This window comes from Bradyrhizobium sp. PSBB068, assembly GCA_016839165.1.
In the GTDB taxonomy this organism is placed as follows: Bacteria; Pseudomonadota; Alphaproteobacteria; order Rhizobiales; family Xanthobacteraceae; genus Bradyrhizobium.
Genome location: CP069301.1, coordinates 22524 through 42298 on the forward strand (window position 1 = coordinate 22524; position 19775 = coordinate 42298).

The following is a 19775-nucleotide window of genomic DNA, read 5'->3' on the forward strand; positions in this document are numbered from 1 at the left end:
CCATGCATCGAGGGGTAATCCGGTGACCATCGCTGACGATTTGGGCGAGCAGGAACGCTTGACGGAGGTTTACGGACGCCTCCGCCTGAAGCTGCTTGATCTCTCCAAAAAGAACCGGATGCTAAACTATAACCTCGGTAACAGGTCCAAGAGGCACCTGCAGATCGTCGACGAGGTGATGGACGAGATCTACAAGAAGTTGGCCGGCGATGACGCAACGCTTCGGATAGAGCCCCTGGATGAACCGGAAGACGTACCACCGGAAGAAAAAACTGAGGAGTTTATAGGCGCTCTCGAGCATGCGAAGGTCTCGAATCTGGAGTACCTGACGAAGTTAGAGGCGCTCGAAAGCGCCGGACGTGACGATGAATTGGCGTTGGCCAAACTCGAACGCGAGCTTCGCGACCACATCAGAAGCGAGTTCGGATTCTCTTCACGCCCAAAGAAGGCCGAAATAAACCGGGCGGATCTCGCCCGTCAGGCCGGCATCGATCCAAATTTCGAGCTCGGCCCCGTGAAGACAAAGGCCTCGCACAGTGACGGGGCGCTTCAGACGCTCAAGTTTCCAGACGAACTTGATCGGATTATGGGGAAGATAGTTGCCGATGCGAAGCTTGCGGAACAGGAAATGGGAATTTCAACCCTGTTTCTCTCGTTCGGTTTTCTCGAATGGTACGAGTCGGACGTATCCGACAAAAAGGCCTTCGCACCGTTGTTGCTTCTTCCGGTGACGGTAGACGTAAAAAAGCAATACGGGAAAAACACCTATTCGTTGTCGGCGAACGAGGGATCGGCGGAATCAAACCTCAGCCTCCAAAAGCTCCTCGAGACCAATGTCGCTTTTCACCGCAAGCTGCCGACGTTTGAAAACGGCGACGAGGACGGTGTCGGCTCGATCGAGGCCTATTTCGACGGCGTCAGGGAAGCCATCACGGGGCTCGGACGATGGCAGATACATCGATGGATGGTCCTCGGCCATTTTGCGTTCGGTAGATTTGCGGTATACGCGGATTTGAGCCCGGACAATTGGGCTGTGGATCCCGTTGATCATCCGCTTGTCGGGGCGATTTTGCGCGGGACCGACGCGACCGGAGACACGGGAGATGGCGCTCTGCTTCCGGGCGATCTGACGGACTACTCGATTGATGACCCGCAAATCGAGGCGCTCGCACCGTTTTTGATCCAAGACGCCGATGCGTCCCAGCATAGCGCCCTCATCGACGCGATGAAGGGCCATAATCTTGTGATCCATGGTCCGCCTGGGACGGGCAAGTCGCAGACGATCGCGAACATTATTGCGAATGGCCTGGCAGCGAACAAGACGATCCTCTTCGTGGCGGAAAAGCAGGCTGCGTTGGAGGTCGTGAAGCGTAGGCTTGGAAAAGCCGGGATCGGTGAGTTTTGCCTGGAGCTTCATTCGGACAAGGCTTCGCCCAAGGCGGTACTTGAAAGCATCGAGGAGCGGTTAAAAGTTCAGCCGATTGCGGTGCCGGCGGCGCCTGGTCGTTCACTGCATGAAAACAAGCTCGAGATTGCCAGGTACCTTGATGCCTTGCATGCTGTTCAGGCGAGCGGTCGGACCCCGTTTGACTTGATTTGGCAGGCACTGCGGGGATCGACCTTGAACTCGGTCGCCGTTGAAGCTCTCTCCGTTGTAAAGTTGCCGGTCGATTTGCTGAACAGCGCTGACAATCTTTCGCAAGTCGAAGCCGATCTTGGCCGATTTGCCGGCGACAGTGAAACGTTCTTGCGTTCGTTTGGGCATCCGGCAGAATCGCTCTGGAGCAAGGCCGGGTTGGGCAATGTCCAAAGCGTGCAGATTGATGATCTGCTTGCTTGCCTCGTCAAAATCGACGGGTCGGCGCGCCCGCTTTCTTCCTGCATCGTGGACAACTCCGACTTTGAAATCGGATCCATTGCCGACCTGCGAACAACTGTACGGGCTGGTGAGGCGCTTGATGACGGGCCCGTTCCCGAACTGGTAGGAGTGGTTTCGCAGCTAGAGCCGGATCAGCTTGCGGAAGCTCTCAATGCGCAAAGAAAACTGGACGATGTCGTAAGGGCGCTTGCGGCCTATCCGTCTATCGGAGCGCAGAGCGCCGGCGTGCTCCGGGCGGCGGTTGAACTCGGACGGATGCCGCTGCAGGAAATCTATTTTGAGGCCACGCCGGCGGGCCTGATCCGCATTGCCAACGAGACTGTCGAGAAGGACCTTCTGCTTAGGAATGCGATTGCGGAGTTTTCTCCGGTTCTCGAACTATTCAAGCTCAATGGAAAGTGCCCTGCGACATCGTTGGATGCGATTGCGAAAGCCGTTATCGCATCGACCAAGATATCTCAGGAGCACCGTTCCGCGCTCTACTTAAATCAGTCAGTAGACGAGGCCACGTTCGGGCCTCTTCGCGAGCGGTGGGTTTCCCTGATCGCGAAGGAGCGGGAATGGAGGCAGTATCTTTCTGCTTACGGGCGGGAAGCATGGCCCGCCCCGGGCACGTTGAGGAGTGCGTCCGAACTTCTGAAAAAAGGCAATTTGGGTCGTGCGATGGCCGCGATAAGCGGATCCGCAAAGCCTGTTCGCGACCTCGTCGCCCGTTTGGGTCTGGCCGATTCGGAAAAGCCCGCCGATGATTTGGCAGCGCTGGCCATTCACGTCGACGCAATCGACGCATTCGAAGCAGGCGAAAGCGCAGAGCGTCTTCTTGCAACTAGCTGGCTCGGCCTGGATACTAAGTTCGATCTGATCGATTTTGGCATCCGGGTGCGGCGATACCTGACGGAGCAAGTCGGGCGCGATTTGATGCTACGCCTGCTTCAGGTTCCGCAGGAGTCCGTGCGGCGCCTTCATAACTTTGAAGCGCCGGCTACCAATTTGCGCAAAATCATATCGGCGCGAGCAGCCCGTCTTGATGACCGATCCGTCGATCTCACGATTGACATGCTGGACAACGAAATCCAGTTGATGCGCCGGGTCGTGGCTGTCGAGGAAGTCGGCGCCTTGGCGGGGTTCGAGATTCCGCTCAGGGAACTGGCCGAAATCGCGAAGCTCGAGCTCGATCGCGGCAGAATTCGGGCGATCCTGGACACTTCTCCGCTCAAGGTCGCGGTTGAGCATTTTGCAGGGATCCGGGATGGAGTAGCGAAGGCGTTCGCTGCGCTTGATTGGCTTCGGGCCGTTAAGTCGGCCGGAATGCCCGGAAATCTGCTTCGGCGATTGAGTTCGCCGACGGCGGCGGACGAGTTCGCCCGACTGAAATCCCTCGCAAACCGGGCGGCAGGCCCGCTTTCCATCTACGACGGCCAGGTCGAACTGTTGAACTCGCAATTTGGGGCGGTCGCCTACGCTCGGTTGGAGCCTGGAATCGTTTCGGAGGAGGTCGCAGCCCTTCTTCAGCGAAAAGAGGAATTGCGCGAGTTGCTTGCCGTGTACCGGCAGCGGCGGATCTTGGAATCGCTCGGCTTGGGAGAATTTCTCGAGTGTGCCGATCGAGAGCGGATTGAGCCGCTACATCTCCCGCAACTGCTTGAGGCGGTGCTCGCGCGCCGAGGCGCGGAATTGGCCAAAAGGTCGGCCGAGGCCCTTCAAGACAACACCGGCTCCTCACTCGAGACCCGTCGCAAGCAGTTTGCTGAAAAGGACCGCTCCAAGATCAAGGACGACCGGCTGAGGATCAAAGCAAAGCTGCTTACGAAGAGGCCGCTGCCCGGCTTCAACTTTGGCAAGAAGAAAACATGGACGGAGATGGCGCTTCTCGGGAACGAAATCGCCAAGCAAAAACGGTTTGTCCCCCTGCGGATGCTGCTGGCTCAGGCCGGGAATTCCATACAGGCGCTTAAGCCGTGTTTCATGATGTCACCGCTGTCGCTTGCGAAATTCATGAAGGCAGGGTCCTTGAGCTTCGACATCCTCGTGATCGACGAAGCTTCGCAAATGCGGCCCGAGGACGCGCTCGGCGCCATGCTTCGATCGAAACAGATAGTGGTGGTCGGCGATCAGAAGCAGTTGCCTCCGACGGACTTTTTCGCGCGCTCCGGAGACGGAGGGTCGGGCGATGACGATGACTTCGAGGACCTCGACGATGAATCCATTCTCGAAAGCTGTCAGAAGACTTTCGGTCAACGCCGCCCGCTCCGATGGCATTACAGGAGCCGCTGCGAGAGTCTGATCCGGTTCTCCAACGAGCAGTTCTATCGTCGTGAACTGATCACCTTCCCGGCGTCGAAGCCGTCCTCGTTTTCGATCGACCTCGTGCGGGTACAGGGGACATTCCAGGCCAGGTGCAATCCTACGGAGGCGAGCCGGGTAGCGGAAGAAGCCATAACCTTCATGCGGCACCATGCGGCCCTTGATGAGGATGAAATCCCGTCGCTTGGTATCGTGGCGGTCAACATTCAGCAGCGTGACCTGATTCAGCAGGAGTTGAACCGCCTTATCGCGGATGACGTATTGGTCGACCAGTACCGCGAGAAGGTGTTGAGCAAGGGCGAGGAGTTGTTTGTCAAGAATCTGGAGAACGTGCAGGGCGACGAGCGCGACTTCATTTTCATCTCGATGACATATGGCCCCGAGGTGGGTACCACCGTGCTCAAGCAGCGCTTCGGGCCGATCAACCGCAAGCAGGGTCACCGCCGGTTGAACGTTCTGTTTTCGCGGGCGCGAACGCGTATCGGTCTATTTTGTTCGTTTGGATCGACCGACGTAGTGCCGACGCCGGAAAGCTCCGAAGGCGTTCACGTGTTGCGTAGATATCTGGAATACGCAGAAACACGTGGTCGTGTTTCCGTCCTTTCGGGACCTGGAACGGATGCCGACAGCGACTTTGAGATAGAAGTGGCTGATAGACTGCGGGCACGAGGCTATATTGTCGACTATCAGGTTGGAGTGTCCGGGTACAAGATCGACCTGGGCGTCCGCCATCCGAACCACCCCGAGCGCTATCTTGCGGGTGTTGAGTGCGATGGCGCGACCTACCATCGCAGCAAGAGCGCGCGTGATCGGGATCGCCTGAGAGAGGAGGTCCTGAATGATAAGGGCTGGGATATCGTCCGAATTTGGTCGACCGACTGGTTCGACAATCCGTCGCTTCAGACCACCCGGCTTCTCGAGAAGCTGGAGCTACTGCTCCGTAAGCCGGCTCTCGATCGATCCGAGTACACGATTGTAACAGAGGCGGCACAGCCCGCCGGTACAACGGAGACGGCCCAGCCGGCGTCGGAGGCTTCCGATGTTGAGACGCCCGCGCCAGACGCGCCGCCTGCTCCGGAAGTACGGGGCGAGGAACCGTCAGTGCAGCCGAAAGCGGATGCGGGACTGCAGGAAAAATCATCGCTTACGGAAGCCGAATGCTTCGAGGCGCTGCGCCAGTTTCGTGACCACGTGGTTGGCAATGAAATGGTCGACTGGGAGCCGCACCGGTCCATCCTCCGGGAGGCCATGATCGAGACGTTCGTCCGGCAGCGGTTCATGGATCCGGACGAGTGGTTTGAAAAAGTGCCTGGCTATCTTCGTCAGGGGACAAATCCGGTCGAGAAAGGCCGGTATCTTGATCGGATTTGTGAGATTGTGAGCAGGCTTGCCGATCATTCGTCGGGCACCGCTGAAGCCGACTTCTCACTTGCGGGAGAGCAAGAGAAGTGGGAGGCGAAGCAGACCCATTTGCCCCTTGGTTTCGGTGCGAAACCAGAAACTCGTCCCAACATGGAGCTAAATGGGGCCGAATACGTCGCAACCAATTTCTCAGTGCTGGGATTGAAGCCAGATGCCTCACGGTTCTACGACCGCGATTATGAACCGGTATTGAGCAGCATGGTAGCGCACGTACTGAAATACGAATCCCCGATATACGAAAATTTGCTCGTCGAACGGATCGCCCGGGCGCACGGATTTCAACGTTCCGGAGATCGAATACAAAAGGCCGTCGGCAGAGTGATTGGGAAAAAATATCGAAAGAGCCAAGACGACGGTCGAACAGTGATTTGGGGCGATGGCTCAAGCTCGTCGGGGCTCGTAACCTATCGGACCAGTCAACCGGACGTCCGTTCGCATGTCGACGTTCCGATTGCCGAGCTTGCAAGCCTTGCAGTACCGTTTATCCGGGTGCGATTGGCAGATGACGATATTCTTTACAGGATGGCGGATCATTTCAAACTGGGGCGGCTGCGAGAAGCGACGCGTGTTCGTTTCCAATTGGCGCTTGATTTCGCTAGGGAGTCTGCAAATGGCAGCTCCAGACCCTGATGGCAGCAACTTTTGTCGGATTTGATTCAGCATGGACTGACAATCCGACATTGCCAGGCGCGATCTGTTCAGTCGTCTACGACGGCAGGCGGTTTGGCGATTTCAAGGAGCTAGTTCGTTTCGGCCAGGCGCTTGATTTCGTTCGTGAGATCCACGGGCTTGGTCAATTGACACTGGTTGCGATCGACCAGCCGACCATAGTGCCCAATCAGTCGAGTATGAGGCCGGCCGAACGCGTTGGTGCATCGGTTATTTCCTGGCTTGGAGGTGGTGTGCAGCCTGCCAATCGGGCGAGGGTGAGAATGTTCGACGACGGAGCTCCCATCTGGAGTTTTCTGAGGGATATGGGCGCAACGGAAGATCCTGAACGCGGGCGTTCGGCGGCTGTCGGCCTCTACGTCATGGAAGTTTTTCCAGCCTTGGCGCTGCCTGCATTCCACGAGGATTTCTGCGGCAGACTGCGGGCACCGCGTTACAATCCAGCGCGGAAGACGTTCCGCAAGGAAGATTGGATTCGTGTTGTCGAGGTCGTGGCCGCTGAGTCCGAAAGGCTGGGATGCTCAGTCGTTGCAGAGTGGAGCGCTTCGCTGAAAAAGGTGGGTAACCACACAGCTCGAGACTCCCTCACGGCCTCGCACACTTCGCGAATCGAGCAAGAGCTCGACCTCAAGATAGGCTAAGTGTCGCATGGTGGCCCGTTTCCTTCTACGACTCATCACGGATTCGCATAACCTTCATTATGGAATATATTCCTATAATATAACTGTGTGCGCCCTGGGATATGGCGAAGGTGCTGCAACGACCGCTGCCGATGACGCACTTAAGATCGTGGCGCGCGGAACGGTCAAAAGGACCGCGCGGCAGCCAATGATCGAAAAGGCTGGCACCGGGAGGCTCAGAGCACGTCTGGGTCCGGGGGGACGTATGCCAAGGTCTTCACCCGAGGCTGTTGTATCCCCGTCGCCTACTTCCTTCTTCCTTGTTCCTTGTTCCTTGCCCCTTGCCCCTTGCCCCTTGCCCATTTGGCGACGCGGCAGATCCTCAAGCTCGCGCGCGCGATGCGAGAACTGGGCCGCCGGCAACTTCGATATCGCAGATCTGGCCGTTCGATGGGTTGTCCCTTTGGTCGTGACGTCCTTCGTTGCCCTCCGAAGGCAAAGGGTCACACGTTCGAATCGTGTCGGGTACGCCACAAAATCAATGCCTTATATTAGCGCAAGCGTCCTAAAGTGAGTGAAAGCAAAAACTCACCACAAACTCACCAAAATAATCAAAATAATCCAGCGCTGGCGCAGAATCTCGGGGATCGCGGAGCTGCCGCCGGCTGCGAAATCCAGTTTGGCCCCAGGCCATTCGGGCCGGAGGAAGGTAAAAAGCGGGGAGGCGCAACCACCGATACCGACATTCGAGTCGGGAGGGAGAGCACCAAATAGCCATTGATCGTCATCGTGTTCATTTGCGATCTTAGGTTTCGTGCAATCGTGTGAATAAGGCAATCGTTGCTAACAGCTGGCGACAAACCCCTCGGCGCACTGCGTTTCTTTGGCCGACACCGCTACTATAAGACGAGGTCCTGCGACGCCAGATCGTCATTCTTTTGATGCGATGCAGCACCCGCTGGTGCGACCTCCGGCTGTCCCGCAGGAACTAAAAGCCGCGACAGTGGTTGTTGGAGTCACATCAACCACCTCCTCAGGAACTGCAATGGCACAATCACCGAAGCACCCCTCTCAAGAGCATCATCACACGGCCGCCGCCCATCACCATGCGGCAGCCCATCACCATCATCAGGCCGAGCATCATCACGCGCGCGGCGAGCACGCGGACGCTACCCATCACGCAAATGCGGCTCACGAGCACAGCGAACAAGCTCATAAACACACGACGACAGCGCACTCTCATTCTCAAAAATAGAGCCGTGTCGTTAGCGCTGGAACGGCCTCGGCGAGATCCGGGGCCTTCCTGGGTTGTGCTGTCCGGCGTCTAAATCTAGCTGAGGCCAGCGCCGCGAATGTGATTCCGCCTCGGCCAATTGCAAAGCGCCCGTGTCGGCCACAAAACTACGCGTATTGTTGAAATGGAATTTCTTTCGCACGGCCAGACCCGCTTTAGCTAATCCGCCTGCTCGTCCGACGACTTGTTCTTCTCAGAACTTCCCTGCATCTCTCGCTCCGCATGAAGATAAACTCTTGGTCCCTGCCCTGGGGCTGTCCTGCTTCTTCGCATAGCTGGTAAGCGCGGCACACAATATCCATCTCACGGGCATTACCATCGAAGTTCCTTTCCCAGCGGCAATCCACTCTTGGGGTTTGCGGCGCGCGGCCCAGGCCGCGGACAGTCCGCCGCCTGAAAACTCATCCATTCCAGCTTCCGTAGACGAAATTGTCCAGATCAAACGCAAACTCGTGGTTTCCTAGCTTCACTTTGTAACGTGGCGTGGTCGATCGCATCGTCGTCACTAGTCTTCGCGTCGTTCCAGCATGCGATCTTCGCCTAGATTTCCCGAAGGCATGAGCACAGCAACCGAGTCGTTGAGCCCAACCCCAGCAGGATCCACCAGCCCGTAATGGTGGGCAAGGCGTCGCATACTCATTGCAACCGCGTGCCATTCCACTTTCTCCGAAAGTGACAAAATGAGCCACCTCGGCCGCAGTCAAAGTCGATCGACGGAATGCCATTTTCGTTAGACATATCAATCTCGCGGATATTGCCTCGCCATATCTCGCGCATGCGTCCACTTGTCGTAATGAACAGTCGATGAAGGCACCCGCTCGTCGAGCAGAGCAAATCTTTGCCGGAGCAATCAAAGTGTTCGAAGTGGATCGTCGTGAATTCTTGCCCCTCAGAGCCCGGTAAGTACCGTAGAAATCCAGTCCGGACTCTCGTCGTTTCGCCGCCACATAGATTCTGCGCGTCTTTGAGCGCAAGACGAACAGCCGCCGGAAAACGGCTCATTTGCTCGGTCGACAGGTTGGACCATCCGCCCTGTGCGATGCCGGAGGCTCTGGCTTGAGCATCGGCCGCGGCGAGGCAAAACATCAGCCCAACGACGAATTTCAACATCACTACGTCCTACGATCCGCCGAAATACATCAGCTTTCCGGATTGGCGCCGACCAGGAAAATGACCCCGAGCCGCCTTTCCTGAATCCAGGCTACCTGACACTCACGCCTAAAGTGATCCGCCGCGATATCCAGCATAAATTGTCTCGGAATCCCGAGCGGGCTCTCGACGTCCAGCATGGCGCCTGTGGCCGACAAATTTCGGACGGTGCAATTTATAGCGGCACCCCCGAACGCGATCGTGCCGGCCTTCAACACCTTCTTCCGCGAGATAATCCTTTTCTCCACCATCGAAACCGCCTCAAGAGGGATCAATCGACCTTTTTCTCAGCCGCCTCGGCGCGCTTCACGATATCTCCCTTCGTGAATAGGATGCCTTGGAGTTCGGTCCGCCAGTCTTCGTTGCGACGAAGAAGGAATTCGAGGTTCATGCCAAAATGCTTGAACTCCTCCTTTTGCGCGTTCGCCATAATGGCTTTGGCTTCCTTGTCTTTTTCGAGCGACATCCGTTGTTCGTACCAGCCAATGGCCTCAGCCTCCTCGATCAGTGATGTTATCATTCGCGCAAAGGTCCGAGTTTCCTGCGAAAGTTCATCCGCCGGTTCGTGATACTGATCGAAACCCATTGTCTGTCTCCTATTAAATCATGTGCTAAGATTGAGTTGTTCAAGGTGAGAGGGAAGGTAATTCTAGATAAAAAATCTGTTCTGCTAACGCTGAGGATGCAGGCCCATTCAGCCTAAGCCACACTTCGGCCTGGACAATTGATCTTTGTCCGTTCCGTCCGTAAGTTCCGGCAGATTGTTCTGAACGCTGGTGTTGGTCATCGTTCCTCCGAAAGCGTAAAATTCGTCGACATTCGGCTTTGTGGTTGCAAACAAGCGTTAGAAAATGGTTGCAACCGCTTCGTTTCTGGCGCGTGCGTACTGTTTCCATTAGAGTTCACGTCCGTTTCCTTCCCGTTCGATTTTCTTTGGCCGCCAGCGCCGGGCGTCGAGCCGGCCGATCACGGGTAGGAATTCGAACTCAAGAATCAGGATCACCATCCCGGTCACAAGTCCGGCTATGAGAAGTTCGCCGACCCCAGCGAGCATGCCGACTGCCGCCGTTGCCCAAATGGCGGCTGCAGTAGTCAAGCCACGGATATTGCCCCCGTCCTTAAGGATCATACCTCCACCCAGAAATCCAACGCCAGTAACGACGCCCGCCATCACCTTCTCGGCGGTCGCCGGGAAGTTCTCAACCCCAACGGCGGTAAATGCGGCTGCACCCAGACTGACGAGCATGAAGGTGCGGTCGCCGGCCTCCGAACCGCGAAACTCACGTTCCCATCCAATGGGAAAGGCCAGCGCGACGGCAACTCCGATCCGGACAAGCAGCGCCAAATCGAACCTTGTAGTCCCGCCGGACTCGCCTGTAGCTGCGAATGCGGCGCCCGTTGTCACCCCGAAGACAAGGGCGACGACTGCGAGTTTGGCCGCCGCATGGTGCGTCCCTTCTGGCATGGATAACCGGCTCAATGTTTGAAACATGGAATTACTGAGGGTGCGAAGCCACGAGAAAGCACTCAATTGCGGGTTTCCTAAAGACTTGGACGGCTCGGTTGGGGTAAGCGGAGCAGGCGCAAAGCGTTCATCGTCACCAGAACAGTCGCGCCCGTGTCGGCAAGGATGGCCGGCCATAACCCGGTTAGCCCGACGATGGTGGTGACGAGAAAGACGGCCTTCAGCCCGAGCGCGACCGCGATGTTCTGCCGGATGTTGGTCATAGTCCGTTTCGACAGGTCGACCATTACGGCAACATCGGAAACCCGCCCGTGCAGCACCGCCGCATCGGCCGTTTCCAACGCGACGTCGGTGCCCCCTCCCATGGCGATGCCGACATCGGCGGCCGCCAGCGCCGGTGCGTCATTGATTCCGTCGCCGACTTTGGCGACAGACCAGCCGGCTCTTTGATACTGGCTGACGATCCGCTGCTTTTCCTCGGGCAGCAGCTCCGCCTGGACCTCGATTCCGAGTTGCTCGGCGATTGCCGAGGCCGAGTGCCGATTGTCCCCGGTCAGCATGACTGTCTTAATACCCATATCGGTGAGTGCCTTCAGTCCGGCAAGGGCGTCTGGACGAGGCTCGTCGCGCATCGCAATTGCTCCGGCAACTTGATGTTCAACAATGACCAGTGCGACTGACTTTCCTTGATGACTGAGATCGACAATTCGTGATCTCTGCTCGGCCGTCATCAAGGCGCCTTCACCGGCGGCCTTGGGCGATCCGACGAAGACCTCGACCCCCTCGACTGTGGCACGAATGCCAACTCCCCCCATAACGTTGGAGCCGGACGTTGAGGGAATCGAAATCTGCTGCTCCGCTGCTTTGGACAAAATCGCGGTAGCGAGCGGGTGACTTGATCCCGACTCAAGCGCCGCCGCGAAGCGCAGGACATCAGCCTCGCTGCGCGCGAAGCCGATGATGTCCGTGACCTGGGGCTTGCCGGCGGTGAGCGTGCCGGTCTTGTCGAAGCACGCGACATTGACCTTGCCGATCTGCTCGAGAACTGCCCCGCCTTTCATGAGCAATCCTCGGCGGGCGCCGGCGGACAGGCTGGCGGCGATCGCGGCCGGCGTCGAGATGACGAGCGCGCAGGGACAACCGATCAGCAGGATGGCCAGACCCTTGTAGATCCAAGCAGACCAGACTCCGCCGAACACCAAGGGTGGCAAAACGGCAACCAATGCAGCCACCACAACCACGCCCGGCGTGTAGAATCGGGAAAACCGGTCGATGAAACGCTCCGTGGGAGCCTTCGACTCCTGCGCCTCCTCGACGAGACGCACCACGCGCGCGATGGTATTGTCCGCCGCAGCGGCGGTCACGCGCACCCGCAACAAACCATCGCCGTTGACGGTGCCGGCAAACAAGGTTTCGTCAGGGCCCTTTCGAACCGGCATGCTTTCGCCCGTCACCGGCGCTTCATCGATTGTGCTCTCTCCGGATAAGATGACCCCGTCCGCCGGAATACGGTCCCCGGGTCGTATCTGGATGGTAGCGCCAACTGAAAGACTGTCCGCGGGTACTTCGCGGACTTGACCGTTTTCTTCGAGGCGAGCCGTTTTCGGAACGAGCCTGGTCAGATCTTGAATGCTGGCCCGGGCTCGACTTGCGGCAACGCCCTCCAGTAGCTCACCGATCAAAAACAGGAAGACGACGGTTGCCGCCTCTTCCGTCGCTCCGATGATCACTGCGCCGACTGCAGCGATAGTCATCAGCATCTCGATCGAGAACGGCGTGCCCGCCCTTGCCGCCGAGATCGCACGCCTTGCGATCGGGATCAGACCGACCAGCATTGCCAGCAAAAAGGCCCAACGCTCCGTCGCTGGCATCAACTTCCCAAGCACGTAGGCCATCGCCAAGGTCAATCCGGAAGCGATGGTAAGCATCCCTTTACGGGTTTGCCACCAAAGCTGACCACTCGAAGTGTGGTCGTGGATGTGCGAATGGGTTTGCCCACCATCGCTAGATTGATTATTACATCCTTGTTTAAATGGAGGCGTTTTGACGCCTATCTGTTCGCTACCAGTTACCTGGTAACCAAGGCCGGAAATCCGATCACGGATCCTGTCCTCCAGTTCCCTTCGATCATGCGTTACGATCACCGTGCCAGCGGGCACCGAGACGACCACATCGCTGACTCCAGCCAACCGGTGCAGGGCAGTTTCAATCTTTATGGCACACGAGGCGCAGTCCATGCCTTCGACACGGAGACGAACTTTGACGGTATGTGGCGCGTCGGTCATGACTCAGGCCTCTTGTAGTGCGGGTGAGCATTTGCAGGGCAGTTCCCCGATCACGTCTTGCCTTCCTGACGCAGCCGTTTGTACAGGGCTTCGACAGCGTCGGAAAATTCCAGCGAGACATTCCGCGCGCAGTGATCTTCCAGGAAGTGAAGTTGATTGATGAGGTCGAAAGTTACTGGATTGAGATCCAACCCCTCATCGACACCCGGCGGCCTGCTCAATATGATTCCGCTCATAAAACCTTGCGCCCACGCTAGATAGTCTCGGCGAAGCAGGGGATTGGATTTGACGTCGTCGTTGAACCGTTGACATGTTGTGGCGCCCAGGCCGACAATTCTTGCTTTCGGCACCTCCGCTCGAAGGCCGCGCCACGCGTCAGCTGCGAGGACGGCGATCAAGGACAGCGCCACGACAAAGAGTAAACGGCCGGCGCCCCGGCCGACTGCGCTCATATTTAGGTAAGCCGCAACTATGCGGCGGCGACCGTACATAGCCCTTAATTGGTTCAACATCCCGCCGTCCTGGTGCACATCGGCTTCTACTTCTTGAATTTGGCCTGTCCCGATTTTCCTTCGGCCGTCTTGATCGTAAGGGTGATCGTTGCGCCCGCCGCTATCGGGTTCTTTGCATCGCCTTTCAGCGAATTCTCGCCTTGAGGGGCAAGCGTAACGGTCTCCCGTCCCGCCCCGCCGACGATGAGCACCGCGGCGCTGTAGCCCTTGGTGGCGATCGGCGTATGGTTCTTCGCATCGAAGACGTTGATCGTGACGGAATTGCCGGAAGTCATTAGTTCGGCGTCGATACCCGCCACATCGAGCATCAGGCCGCCGTTCGGCCCTTTTTCGTACTCTTCGGCAAAAGCCGGGGCTGCAAAGAACAGGCTGGCAATCAACAACAGCGCGTATTTCATGACGTTGCTCCTTCGGTGGCTGGTGATTTCGATTCGCCGTTCTCCAGGTCCTCCCGCCTGAACAGGACGTAGAGGGCCGGCAGTACCAACAAGGTGAGAATGGTCGACGAGATGATTCCGCCGATGACGACGGTCGCCAATGGTCTCTGCACCTCCGCGCCGGCGCCGGTTGCTATCGCCATCGGAATGAAGCCAAGAGATGCGACCAGTGCGGTCATCAGGACCGGCCTCAGCCGAGTGAGCGCGCCTTCCTTGACCGCTTCGACGAGCGGATGACCCTCGTTGCGCAGCTTTTCGATGAAAGTGATGATGACGAGACCATTGAGCACTGCTACGCCTGACAGCGCGATGAAGCCGATGCCAGCGCTGATCGACAGGGGGATTCCGCGGAGCAGAAGCGCGATAATTCCGCCCGTCAAGGCAAGCGGGACGCCGCTGAACACCAGGAGCGCGTCGGGCATCGATCCCAGGCTCATGAAGAGCAGCAGGAAGATCAGAAGCAGGGCTATCGGTACGACGATGGTCAAGCGCTGCGTGGCCGAGACCAGTTGTTCGAACTGACCGCCCCACCCGATCCAGTAGCCCGCCGGCAGCTTCACTTTTTGCTCCACTTGGCTCTGAGCGTCGGTGACGAAGGACCCAAGGTCGCGGCCCCTTATGTTCGCCGTCACGACTATTCGCCGTTTCCCGTCTTCCCGACTGATCTGGTTGGGACCCGGCGCTACATCAATCTCGGCAAGCTCGGACAGCGGGACGTATCGGATCTGGGACAACGGAGAATTACCGAGCCTCGCAGGAATGGCCTTTGCCGGGTTCTCCAGCGGAGGCAAAGGCACCGGAAGCGCCTTCAGTGCGGAGATATCGGAGCGCAGATGCTCCGGAAGGCGGACGACGATGTTGAAACGGCGGTCGCCCTCGAAGACCATCCCGGAGTTCTTGCCGCCGACGGCAATTTCGACCAGATTCTGCACGTCGCCGACATTTATTCCATATCGCGACAAGGCCTGACGATTGAGCTTCACGGTAAGGACCGGGAGTCCGGAAGCCTGCTCGGTCTTGACGTCGGCCGCCCCCTGGACGTTTTGAAGGACCGCCTGAACTTGAGCAGCAGTTTGGACGAGCACATCAAGGTCGTCACCGAATATCTTCACGCCGACGTCGCTGCGGACACCCGAGATCAGTTCGTTGAAGCGTTGCTGAATCGGTTGCGAGATTTCATAGACGTTGCCCGGAATTTCTTCGGCGGCTTCCTGGATCTCGGACACGACGGCGGCCTTCGACTTTTCCGGGTCGGGCCATTCTTTTCGCGGCTTCAGCATGACGTAACCGTCCGACGTCGACGGCGGCATCAGGTCGGTTGCGACCTCCGCGGTGCCGGTGCGCGCGAACACTTCCCTCACCTCCGGAATCTTGATCAGCCGCTTCTCGACCATCGCTTGCATTTCCAGTGACTGCGTCAGGCTGGTTCCCGGGATCCGTATGGCCTGCAGGGCCACGTCCCCTTCGTCGAGGCTGGGGATGAATTCGCCGCCCATCCGGGACGCAGCTATCCCGCAGACGACTATCAACAGTGCTGCGATCACGGCGACGCCGTACTTGTTGCGAATGGAGGCTGAAAGCAACGGCGTATAGACATGACGCGCACCGCGCATGAACCAGTTCTCATGCTCGGACACCTTGCCGGTCACCAAAAGGGCCACGGCGGCAGGTACGAACGTCAGCGACAGGATGCTGGCGCCGGTGAGCGCCATCAGCACGGTCAATGCCATCGGCGTGAACATCTTTCCTTCGACACCGGTGAGTGTGAGGATCGGCAGGTAGACCACACCGATGATCAGCGTGCCGAACAGGCTCGGGCCGATGACTTCCCGCGATGCCGCCAAAATCGTCTCGAACCGCTCCTGTCGGTTCAGGACGCGCCCCAATCGCTGCTGTTCATGTGCCAGCAAGCGCAGGCAGTTCTCCACGATGATGACGGCACCATCGATGATGATGCCGAAATCGATGGCACCGAGACTCATCAGATTGGCGCTGACCTTGTTCTCGACCATGCCGGTGATGGTGAACAGCATGGACAGCGGAATGACGAACGCCGTGGCAATCGCCGCCTTGAAGTTTCCCAGGATCATGAACAGGATCACGATCACTAGCAGCGCGCCTTCGACCAGATTCTTCTCGACCGTCGCGACCGTTGCTTCGACCAGTCGTGTTCGGTCGTAAACGGCCCTGGCGATGACGCCGTCGGGCAACGATCGGCCGATCTGCTTCAGTTTGGCCGCCACCCGCTGCGCCACCGTCCGGCTGTTCTCGCCGATCAGCAGCATCGCGGTTCCGAGTACCACCTCATTTCCGTTCACTGTCGCCGCGCCGGTCCGCAAATCCTTGCCTTCCCTGACGTCCGCGATGTCGGAAACCCTGACCGGTACGCCGTTCCGGGAGCCGATCACGATTTCCTTGATTTCTTCGATATTCGCTACCTGCCCCGGGGTGCGGACGAGATACTGCTCGCCGTTACGCTCGATATAGCCTGCGCCGACGTTGGCGTTGTTCGATGCCAGCGCCGTCATCACTTCCCGAAAACTGAGCTTGTAGGCCATCAATTGAGCGGGATCCGGTAGCACGTGAAACTGCTTTTCGAAGCCACCTATTGTGTTGACCTCGATCACGCCGGGAACGTTTCTCAACTGCGGCTTGATGATCCAGTCCTGGATCGTCCGCAAATCACTGGGCGTGTACTCGCCGCCGCCCGCCTTGCGGGCCTCCGGCTTTGCCTCCACGGTAAACAGGTAAATCTCGCCCAAGCCCGTCGACACCGGCCCCATGGCCGTTTCGATGCTGGGAGGAAGCTGGTCCTTGACCTGCTGAATCCGTTCGTTGACCAATTGCCGGGCAAAATAGATGTCCGTGCCGTCCTTGAAGATGACCGTGACCTGGCTCAAGCCGTAACGGGACTGGGAGCGCGTGCTCTCGAGATGAGGGAGCCCTCCCATCGCGGTCTCGATCGGAAACGTAATCCGCTGTTCGACTTCGAGCGGCGAATAGCCGGGAGCCCGGCTGTTGATCTGGATCTGGACATTGGTGATATCCGGCACGGCGTCGATCGGCAGGCGCGTGAAATTCCAGGCGCCGAAGGCGGCCATGATCAGTACGCCGATCATGACAAGCCATCGTTGTCGGATGGCGAAGGATAAGATTGCTTCAAGCATCGGACTTCTCCGGGCGGCGGCCGATCTCTCTTATCCGGGCAAACGCGTGGACAGGCGTCGTGAACACCACGCCGTCGCCCTTCCTGCCGGTCCATGCTGCCGTGGCGATGAGCCCGCAGATCTCGTCGGCCAGTTCGGACCGGCAGACCAGCCTCAATTCCAGGTATTGGTGATATGTCAGGTCCGTATCGGTCGAGACATAGCTGCCCCCTTGTCCGCGTCCCCTTCCTTGCCCCCGCACCTCGTCGAAGGTGAAGCCGGGAAAATCCGGAAGGTCATGGAGCGCGCGAACGACGTGGCCTTCCATGTGAGGCCTGATCAACGCGGTAATCAACGTCTTGCTGCTGTCAATGCTCATCTCCGCCCGCTCCCTTGGTCATCTCCGCCTTCACGATGAAGCTGTTCTGCGCCGCGTAGACATCGCCATCGAGAACGCCAAAAAGGATTTCGACGATCTGCGGATCACGGTCGCCAACCTCGACGTCGCGGGCCTCGAATTTCTCGCCGTTTCGGACGAACACGACCGTGCGATTTTCCACCGTCTGCAGCGCCGACGACTTCACCGCGACGCCGACCTTTTTTGCGGACAACGTCAGTCGTCCGGTAATGAACAGTCCCGGGCGCAGTCGTTGGCTGGAATTGGTTACGATTGCTCTCGCGATCGCACTTTGGGTGTCGCTGCTGCCGACCGGCGATAAATAAGAAACCTTGGCTTCTATCGCCGGCCCGCCGTCGGCGGGATCGATGAGTATCTGATCACCGATGCTCACGCGTTTCAGATCACGGCGGTAGACAGAGAAATCCACCCAGACGTTCGACAAATCCGCTACCACGAATGCCGATTTCTGCTCGGAGACGAACTCACCCAGCGAGATCTGGCGATCAATGACGGTGCCCGCCAGCGACGCCTTCAGTTCATACTGCGTTAGGCTTTGGTTGCTTTCAATGACCGCCAGGACGTCACCCTTCTGGACGACATCGCCGATCCGCTTGCGCACGTCGCGGACGATCCCGGGAAATCGTGGCGTGACCTGGACGAGCGATTCCTGGTTCGGCTGGACGATGCCGTTCAAGAGGAGGCTGTCCCTCAGCACGCCGGGTGAAGCCTTCGCTAGTTCAATTTTGGCCGCCTCGATCTTGGCGTCGCTCAAGGCGACGCTATCGGAATGTTCTTCCTTCTCGGCCTTTTCGGCCGGCGTCGTCTTCGACGTCGCCGGCAGCAGCATCCGGTAGCCGCCATAGGCGAGCGCTGCGGCCAGCAGGATAAAGATGGAATAACGGATCAGTCCCTTAATCATCGTGCGCTCTCGCGGGTTAGCGTAAACGGATTACCGGCAAGACCTTCGATGGTCGCGATGGCAACATGGAAATTCTGCAGTGCCTCCTGTTCGCGCAGCAGCGCCTGCAACAGCGCCCCCCTGACGTCGAGCAGTTCCAGCAGGGTGAAACGGCCTTGCGAATAGCCGCTGAAGATCGTCTCGGAAGCGCTGCGCGCATTGGGAATGACTGAAGACCGCAGCAGTTTAATCTCGGCCAGGGCGCCCGTCAGCGTGTCATAGGCCCGGCCGACGATGCTGATCAGGACCAACTTGTTGATCGCCCGCTCTGCGCCGGTCTTCGCGAGCGATTCCTGGGCGGCGATGATGTTGCCGGTATTCTGGTCGAACACCGGAATAGGAATCGAAACACCAAGCCGGACCGCATTGTCGTTGGTGTCCTCAAAGTGGCGCCAGCCAGCCGAGATGCGGGGGTCGGGAATTGCTTTCAGACGTGCAATGAGGAGTTCGGCATTGCGTTGTGCTGTGACCGCGGTCCAGCGCAATAACTGCGGATTGGCTTCGATGGCCTGGACAATTGATTGGAATGATGGCGGCTGACCAATATTGCTGAGCCGCCCGACAGCATTGCCGAAGTGCGGGCTGCTGTCGCCCATGAGTATCGCGAGATCACGGCGCGCCAGGGCCAACTGGGTTTTGGCGCGCTCGCGCTCGACGCGGAAAAGGTCGGCTGCAACTTGCGCCCTTAGAGTCTCGGCCGGCGAGGAAGCACCTTCCTGGACGCGCTTTTGCAGCAATGGGATAAGCGGGTCGAAGCTTGCGATCTGCTCGTCGAAGATTTCGATGCGGCGTTGCAGACTGATGATGGTGATGAAAGCGATCGCGGTCTCGGACAACACCTCCAGCCGCGTCGCCCGCCGCTGCCAGACGGCGGCGCCGATGCCTGCCTCCCCCGCCGCAATCCGCGCCTCCCGCTTGCCGCCCAATTCGACCAGTTGGCTGAGTTGCAGGTTGGTTTCAGCCGAGCGTAAGCCCTTATAGCGCCCCGACCCCAACGCGTTGTCGAGTTCGAACGAAACATCTGGATTGGGAAGCACACCAGCCTGGATTCGAAGTCCCCCCGCGATGCCGATATCGCGCTCGGCCGCCGTCAAGCGCGGGTTCGCCGCCAATGCACGCTGCAATGCCTGCGGCAGGGAGATTGCGCGCGAAGAACGTTCGGCAGCCTGGACTGGGATTGTAAATACAAGAAATGCGCATGTCAGGCGCAGAGCATCTCGGACCAAAAACATACA

General features: G+C 58.4%; 13 protein-coding genes. 2 read left to right on the plus strand and 11 right to left on the minus strand.

All coding sequences use genetic code 11. The annotated features are described in order from the left end of the window. The first annotated feature begins 22 nt into the window (after positions 1 to 22). Positions 23 to 6235: a DUF3320 domain-containing protein gene (locus JQ507_35110; protein QRI73737.1), complete on the plus strand. Its 6213-nt coding sequence runs from the start codon at positions 23 to 25 to the stop codon at positions 6233 to 6235. Further along, positions 6235 to 6915, plus strand: coding sequence for a DUF429 domain-containing protein (locus tag JQ507_35115; GenBank protein QRI73738.1), 681 nt, complete (start codon positions 6235 to 6237; stop codon positions 6913 to 6915). The genes JQ507_35110 and JQ507_35115 overlap by 1 nt, the downstream gene beginning before the upstream one ends. A 1909-nt stretch (positions 6916 to 8824) precedes the next feature. Here the strand turns inward: JQ507_35115 and JQ507_35120 are convergent. From JQ507_35120 to JQ507_35170, 11 genes are all read right to left on the minus strand, one after another. Continuing rightward, positions 8825 to 9298 (minus strand): hypothetical protein, encoded by a 474-nt coding sequence (locus tag JQ507_35120; protein QRI73739.1) that lies wholly within the window; start codon positions 9296 to 9298, stop codon positions 8825 to 8827. Positions 9299 to 9327: 29 nt separating this feature from the next. Beyond that, the gene (locus tag JQ507_35125; GenBank protein QRI73740.1) at positions 9328 to 9588 is read right to left on the minus strand and encodes a PilZ domain-containing protein; all 261 of its coding nucleotides are present in this window, start codon (positions 9586 to 9588) and stop codon (positions 9328 to 9330) included. Between the two features lie 20 nt (positions 9589 to 9608). After that, positions 9609 to 9923 (minus strand): hypothetical protein, encoded by a 315-nt coding sequence (locus JQ507_35130; GenBank protein QRI73741.1) that lies wholly within the window; start codon positions 9921 to 9923, stop codon positions 9609 to 9611. Between the two features lie 309 nt (positions 9924 to 10232). After that, the gene (locus JQ507_35135; protein QRI73771.1) at positions 10233 to 10742 is read right to left on the minus strand and encodes an MgtC/SapB family protein; all 510 of its coding nucleotides are present in this window, start codon (positions 10740 to 10742) and stop codon (positions 10233 to 10235) included. 137 nt (positions 10743 to 10879) lie between these two features. Further along, complete coding sequence (cadA, locus tag JQ507_35140; protein ID QRI73742.1) at positions 10880 to 13087, minus strand: cadmium-translocating P-type ATPase; 2208 nt, start codon at positions 13085 to 13087, stop codon at positions 10880 to 10882. Positions 13088 to 13137: 50 nt separating this feature from the next. Continuing rightward, complete coding sequence (locus JQ507_35145; GenBank protein ID QRI73743.1) at positions 13138 to 13539, minus strand: hypothetical protein; 402 nt, start codon at positions 13537 to 13539, stop codon at positions 13138 to 13140. An 86-nt stretch (positions 13540 to 13625) separates the two neighbouring features. Then, positions 13626 to 13997, minus strand: a complete 372-nt coding sequence (locus JQ507_35150; GenBank protein QRI73744.1) for a hypothetical protein — start codon at positions 13995 to 13997, stop codon at positions 13626 to 13628. Then, positions 13994 to 17203 (minus strand): CusA/CzcA family heavy metal efflux RND transporter, encoded by a 3210-nt coding sequence (locus JQ507_35155; protein QRI73745.1) that lies wholly within the window; start codon positions 17201 to 17203, stop codon positions 13994 to 13996. Before JQ507_35155 ends, JQ507_35150 begins: the two co-directional genes overlap by 4 nt. Further along, the gene (locus JQ507_35160; GenBank protein QRI73746.1) at positions 17196 to 17561 is read right to left on the minus strand and encodes a P-II family nitrogen regulator; all 366 of its coding nucleotides are present in this window, start codon (positions 17559 to 17561) and stop codon (positions 17196 to 17198) included. Before JQ507_35160 ends, JQ507_35155 begins: the two co-directional genes overlap by 8 nt. Beyond that, positions 17551 to 18501, minus strand: a complete 951-nt coding sequence (locus tag JQ507_35165) for an efflux RND transporter periplasmic adaptor subunit (GenBank protein QRI73747.1) — start codon at positions 18499 to 18501, stop codon at positions 17551 to 17553. Before JQ507_35165 ends, JQ507_35160 begins: the two co-directional genes overlap by 11 nt. After that, positions 18498 to 19772 carry a TolC family protein gene (locus tag JQ507_35170; GenBank protein ID QRI73748.1) on the minus strand — a complete coding sequence of 425 codons (1275 nt, stop codon included), beginning with the start codon at positions 19770 to 19772 and terminating at the stop codon, positions 18498 to 18500. Before JQ507_35170 ends, JQ507_35165 begins: the two co-directional genes overlap by 4 nt. Positions 19773 to 19775 lie beyond the last annotated feature (3 nt).

Bases quoted from the DNA above. Each gene is read 5' to 3' on its own strand.
- JQ507_35130 (QRI73741.1), bottom strand. From the start codon at position 9,923: ATGGGTTTCGATCAGTATCACGAACCGGCGGATGAACTTTCGCAGGAA.
- JQ507_35145 (QRI73743.1), bottom strand. From the start codon at position 13,539: ATGAGCGCAGTCGGCCGGGGCGCCGGCCGTTTACTCTTTGTCGTGGCG.
- JQ507_35155 (QRI73745.1), bottom strand. From the start codon at position 17,203: ATGCTTGAAGCAATCTTATCCTTCGCCATCCGACAACGATGGCTTGTC.
- JQ507_35125 (QRI73740.1), bottom strand. From the start codon at position 9,588: ATGGTGGAGAAAAGGATTATCTCGCGGAAGAAGGTGTTGAAGGCCGGC.
- JQ507_35170 (QRI73748.1), bottom strand. From the start codon at position 19,772: ATGTTTTTGGTCCGAGATGCTCTGCGCCTGACATGCGCATTTCTTGTA.
- JQ507_35120 (QRI73739.1), bottom strand. From the start codon at position 9,298: ATGTTGAAATTCGTCGTTGGGCTGATGTTTTGCCTCGCCGCGGCCGAT.
- JQ507_35150 (QRI73744.1), bottom strand. From the start codon at position 13,997: ATGAAATACGCGCTGTTGTTGATTGCCAGCCTGTTCTTTGCAGCCCCG.
- JQ507_35165 (QRI73747.1), bottom strand. From the start codon at position 18,501: ATGATTAAGGGACTGATCCGTTATTCCATCTTTATCCTGCTGGCCGCA.
- JQ507_35115 (QRI73738.1), top strand. From the start codon at position 6,235: ATGGCAGCAACTTTTGTCGGATTTGATTCAGCATGGACTGACAATCCG.
- cadA (QRI73742.1), bottom strand. From the start codon at position 13,087: ATGACCGACGCGCCACATACCGTCAAAGTTCGTCTCCGTGTCGAAGGC.
- JQ507_35160 (QRI73746.1), bottom strand. From the start codon at position 17,561: ATGAGCATTGACAGCAGCAAGACGTTGATTACCGCGTTGATCAGGCCT.